This window comes from Actinomadura geliboluensis (genome assembly GCF_005889745.1).
In the GTDB taxonomy this organism is placed as follows: Bacteria; Actinomycetota; Actinomycetes; order Streptosporangiales; family Streptosporangiaceae; genus Spirillospora; species Spirillospora geliboluensis.
Genome location: NZ_VCKZ01000552.1, coordinates 1 through 5,139, shown reverse-complemented (window position 1 = coordinate 5,139; position 5,139 = coordinate 1). Strand labels below are relative to the sequence as shown.

The 5,139-nt window shown below is 75.3% G+C and carries 5 protein-coding genes; 1 reads left to right on the top strand and 4 read right to left on the bottom strand.

Annotated features, from left to right (window positions below):
- Positions 1-154: 154 nt before the first annotated feature.
- Positions 155-1,093 (bottom strand): amidohydrolase family protein, encoded by a 939-nt coding sequence (locus ETD96_RS41075; protein WP_138641885.1) that lies wholly within the window; start codon positions 1,091-1,093, stop codon positions 155-157.
- A gap of 86 nt (positions 1,094-1,179) precedes the next feature.
- Between ETD96_RS41075 and ETD96_RS41070 the strand changes: the two genes are divergently transcribed.
- On the top strand, positions 1,180-1,833 hold the full coding sequence (locus ETD96_RS41070) for a TetR/AcrR family transcriptional regulator (protein ID WP_138641884.1): 654 nt from the start codon (positions 1,180-1,182) through the stop codon (positions 1,831-1,833).
- A gap of 107 nt (positions 1,834-1,940) precedes the next feature.
- Here the strand turns inward: ETD96_RS41070 and ETD96_RS41065 are convergent, their stop codons facing one another.
- From ETD96_RS41065 to ETD96_RS41055, 3 genes are all read right to left on the bottom strand, one after another.
- A complete protein-coding gene (locus ETD96_RS41065) occupies positions 1,941-3,575 on the bottom strand; it encodes an AMP-binding protein (RefSeq protein ID WP_138641883.1) in 1,635 nt (544 codons plus the stop codon).
- A 1-nt stretch (position 3,576) separates the two neighbouring features.
- On the bottom strand, positions 3,577-4,335 hold the full coding sequence (locus ETD96_RS41060) for an ABC transporter ATP-binding protein (RefSeq protein ID WP_138641882.1): 759 nt from the start codon (positions 4,333-4,335) through the stop codon (positions 3,577-3,579).
- Positions 4,332-5,139 (bottom strand): ABC transporter ATP-binding protein (locus ETD96_RS41055; RefSeq protein ID WP_138641881.1); only part of this gene is annotated, 808 nt, incomplete at its 5' end. The genes ETD96_RS41060 and ETD96_RS41055, both read right to left, overlap by 4 nt.

Here is a 5,139-nt window from a genome sequence, read left to right as displayed (position 1 = left end):
CGGCTGGCGGGCCATGGCCTTGGAGGACCGTGCCGCGATCTTCCTGCGCGCCGCCGAACTGCTCGCCGGGCCGTGGCGCGCCACGGTGAACGCCGCGACGGTGCTCGGCCAGTCCAAGTCGGTGCAGTCGTCAAGGACGCCGGAGCGTGCCGCGTCAGGGCGTGACGGCCATGACCGCCAGCCAGGCCCGGACGGTGCCGTCCGGCAGGCCGAGCCCGGCGACCTCGGCGGCGAGCGCGGCGGGCGGGCGGGCCTGCGTCCAGCTGGTCGACCCGAACATGACCCGGTCCCGGACGGGCCCGGCGCCCAGCGCCAGCAGCGCCTCCCAGCCCGATCCGGGGGCCGCCATCCTGGACGGCCGGTGCGAGGAGAACTCCAGGTGGACGTTGGGGTGCCGCTGCGCCACGGCCAGCATCTCGGCGACCCAGGGCCATCCGCCATGGCCGGCGATCAGGACCAGGCCGGGGTGGGTGCCGGCGATACGGTCCAGCACGCGCGGCGCCGAGACGTCGATCGGGACGTCGGAGCGGAAGTGCTGCCCGCAGTGCAGCCACACCGGGACGCCGGCGTCGGCGGCGAACCGCCAGAACTCGGCGTGCTCGGGCCCGGACGGGTCGACGCCGTCGAGGAACGGGATCACCGACAGGCCCGTCGCACCGAGCGAGTCGAGCGCGCGGCGCGCCTCGGCGAGCGCGGCCCGCGGATCGGCGAGGGCGACGCCCGCCCACGCGCTGAGCCGGTCCGGGTGCCGCGCGGCGTAGCCGGCGACCCGGTCGTTCACGGTGCCGTCCGCGACGGGCCACGGCCCCCCGTGCAGGACCTGGTGGGCCACCCCGGTCTCGGCGAGCGCGGCGACATGGCGGTCGATGTCGAAGCCGTCCCCGAGGACGGCGGCCAGCCGCTCCGCCGTGCCGGCCGGGTCGCGCGCCGCGTCGGCCGCGACCTCGCCGGGCGCCCGCCCGGTGCGGGCGGCGAGCCGCCCGGCGAACAGCACGAGGTAGCGGGGCGCGGCGGCGGCCAGCGCGCCCAGATAGGCCGTCCAGCACTCGGTGTCATAGGCGACCTCGCAGACGTCGATCACCGGTTCACGCATCACGGCCTCCCTTGTGTACAAACGTTTGTTTACCAGATGTCCCGATGACAGGTCAATGAACGTTCATGTGGTGATAGCGTCAAGGCGTGGCTACGACACGCTCCCGGACGACCGCCGCCGGCACCCCGGCCGCGGCCTCGATGAGCCGGCGGATCCTCGACGAGGCGGCGCGCCTGTTCTACGAGGACGGGTTCCCCGCCACCAGCGTCCGCAAGATCACGGCCGCGTGCGGGGTCACCGCGGGCTCGCTCTACAACCACTACGGGTCCAAGGAGGAGGTCCTCTACGCGATCCTCAAACGCGCCCACGAGGACTCGGAGGCCCTGCTGGAGGAGGGCCTCCTGCACGGCGGCGACCGCCCCGACCGGCAGCTCGCGGAGCTGGTGCGGGAGCTCACCCTGTTCCACACCGAGCGGCGCATCGAGGGCCTCGTCGCCCGGACCGAGTGGCGCCACCTCCCGCCCGAGCAGGCCCGCGAGGTCCTGGACGCGCAGCGGCGCGTCCGCCGGATCTTCGAGCGGACGCTGGAGCGCGGCCTGGCCGCCGGCCGGTTCCGGCTGAGCGACCCGCGCTCGCAGCGTCCGGCGCAGGTGGACGTGGTCGCCAAGGCCATCCTCGACATGTGCATCAACGCCGGGCAGTGGTTCCGGCCCGAGGGCGCGATGACGGCCCGGGAGCTCGCCGACCAGTACGCGTTCCTGGCCCTCCAGCTCGTCGGCGCCGACCCCCAGCAGACCTGACGCCCCGTCAGACCTGACGCCCCGGCGGTCTGCCGGGTGGGTCGTCCCGCACGCGCGGAGACCGGAGGGCGCACCGGACGTGCCGGTGCGCCCTCCGGCCGGGCGGTTCAGCGGGCGGGGGACGTCCCGCCGATGCGGTCCCGCCGGACGACGACGCCCAGCCGCTCGCGGTCGGCGGTGTCCGCCGTGACGCCCTCCGCGCGCAGCCGGTGCTTCTCGATCTTGTTCGTGGGCGTGTGCGGCAGCGCGCCGACCACGCGCACGTAGCGCGGCACCATGAAGTGCGCCATCCGCGGGATGAGGAAGCGCAGCAGCTCGGCGGGGTCGACCGCCGCGCCGTCCACGGGCGCGACGACCGCGAGCACGTCGTCCTCGCCGTGCGGGCTCGGCACCGCGACCACCGCGGCCTCCCGGACCGCCGGATGCGCCAGCAGCTCGGCCTCCACCTCGGCCGAGGAGATGTTCTCGCCGCGGCGCCGGATCGTGTCGCCCATCCGGTCGACGAAGAAGTACTCGCCGTCCACCGTGCGGAAGGCGTCGCCGGTGTGGAACCAGCCGTTGCGCCAGGCCCGCGCCGTCGCCTCGGGCATCCCGAGGTAGCCGGAGTTCATCGCCCAGGGCTGCGCGGTGCGCAGCACCAGCTCGCCGACCTCCCCGTCGGGGACGGCCCGGTCGTGCTCGTCGACGACCCGCGCCTCGACGCCCGGCCGCAGCCGCCCGGACGTGCCCGGCACCTCCGGGTCGGGCCCGGAGATGATCGGGATCGAGACCTCCGTCATGTTGAACATGGCGACCACGTCGACGCCGAAGCGCTCGGCGAACGCCGCGCTGTCCTCGATGAGGGGGATCATGAAGACGCGCCGGAGCGGGTGCGCGCGGTCCTCCGGAGAGGGCGGGCGCTTGCCGAGGAACGTCGCCATCACGCCGAGCAGCGTGACGTGCGTGGTCTCCGTCGCGCGGACGGTCGGCCAGAACGCCTCGGTGTCGAACGCGTCCACGAGGCTGATCCCGCCGCCGAACAGCAGCGCGGCGTAGGTACCGATGGTGCCGCCCGCGTGGAACAGCGGCAGGTTCACCATGTAGCGGTCGGCGGCTCCGAAACCCGTGAACGCGGCGCGCGCGCACGCCGCGAGCTGGACGTACGAGCACAGGACGCCCTTCGACGGCCCGGTCGTCCCGGACGTCAGGATCACCGCGTACGGGTCCCACGGCCTGGCCGGCGCCTCCGCCCGGAATCCGGGGGCGGGCGCGGCCAGCGCCTCCGGCCCGAGGACTTCCAGCCCAGATGCCGTCTCCGGCCGGGCGTCGTCCGGTCCGAGCACGACCACGCGTTCCAGCGCGCCGGTGTCGATGTCGGCCAGCCGCCCGGCCAGCTCGGCGTGCACGACCGCCGCCCGCGCCCCCGACAGCCGGATCGCGTGTTCGAGCAGCCCACCGCGGTAGGCGGTGTTCAGCGGGACGAGGGTGCAGCCGAGCAGGTTCACGCCGAACCAGGCCCGCAGCGCGTCCGGCCCGTTCGGCAGCCAGGAGACCACCGTGTCGCCCGGCCGCACGCCGAGGCCGTGCAGCCCGGCGGCGACCCGCTCGGCCTCGGCCAGGGTCTCGGCGTAGGTCCACCGCGTCCCGTCCTGGAAGACCGCGTACACCCGGTCGGGGTGCTCGGCGGCACGGCGGACGAGGAGCTCCCCGACCACGCAGTCCTCGGCCCCGGGCACCGCCGGGCCCCACCATTCGTCGCTCATGTCACTCCTCGTTCCGCGGCCCGCCGGCCGCCGCCGCGCCCAGGTAGGCGACCCGCAGCGCCGGGTCCGCCGCCAGCGCGGCGGCGTCCCCGGACGCCTCCACCTCACCGTGCCGCATGACGAGCCCCCGGTCGGCGAGCGCCAGCGCCTGGCCGACGCGCTGCTCGACCAGGATCACCGTCAGGCCCTGCTCGCGGAGCCGGTCCACCACCGCGAACACCCGCTTGATGACCACGGGCGCGAGGCCGATGGACGGCTCGTCCAGCAGCAGCGCCCGGGGCTCGCGCATCAGCGCCTGGCCGATGGCGAGCATCTGCTGCTCCCCGCCGCTGAGCACCTCCGCGTAGGCGTCCATCCGCTCGCCCAGGACCGGGAACAGGTCGACGACCCGTTCCGTCCGCTCCCGCTCGACCCTGCGCCGGTTCGGGACGTTCCACAGCCCCAGCCGCAGGTGCTCGGCGACCGTGAGCCCGGTGAACAGGCGCCTGCCCTCGGGGATGTGGACGAGGCCGTGCGCCACGATCCGCTCCGGGCTCCACCCGGTGATGTCGGTGCCGCCGAAGCGCACCGACCCGGACGTGGGGCGCAGCAGCCCCGAGATGGTGCTGAGCAGGGTGGTCTTCCCGGCGCCGTTGCCGCCGACCACCGCGAAGACCTCGCCCGTCCGGACCGCGAAGTCCACCGAGCGGACCACCGGCACCGCCCCGTACCCGGAGCTCAGCCCGGACACGCTGATCAGTTCCTCGCCCTGCGCCGTCATGCCGGTGCCCCCAGGTACAGTTCGACGACCCGCGCGTCGCCGAGGGCGTCCTCCGGCGCCCCCGACGTCACCAGTTCGCCCCGGTCGAGGACCGTCACCACGTCGGCGACGTTCGCGACGAGCTCGATGTGGTGCTCCACCAGGACGACGGTGGTGCCGGCGTCGCGGATCGCGCGGATCAGGCGTCCGAGCGCCTCCAGCTCGCGCGGGGTGAGCCCGGCGGCCGGCTCGTCCATCAGCAGCAGCCGCGGGCGCGCCATCAGCGCCCGCGCCACCTCCAGCAGCCGCTGCTCGCCGTGCGGCAGCGCGGCGGCCTCCTCGTCCGCCCGTCCCGCCAGGCCGTGGGCGGCCAGCAGGCGGTCGGCCTCCGCCGCCAGGGCCGCTCGTTCGCGCCGGGCCCGGGGCAGCCGCAGGACGGTCGCCGGCCCACCGGACCGTTCGCGCGCGTAGGCGCCGAGCAGGACGTTGTCGCGCAGGCTCGACGCCCCGAGCAGCCGCGGGGTCTGGAAGACCCGCGCGACACCGCGCCGGGCGAGCCGCTCCGCCGGAGCCCCGCTGACGTCCTCGGCGCCGAGGAGGACCCGGCCCTCGTCCTGCCGCAGCAGGCGGCTGATCACGTTGAGCAGGGTCGTCTTCCCCGAGCCGTTCGGCCCGACGATCGCGTGCACCTTGCCGGGCTCGATGGTGAGGTCGACGCCCCGCAGGGCGTGCACGCCGCCGAACGACTTGCGGACGCCGGACAGTTCGACGCCGAGCGGTGCGCCGCGCGGCGGCCCCACTTCGGCCGTGCCCTCGGCCTCGGAC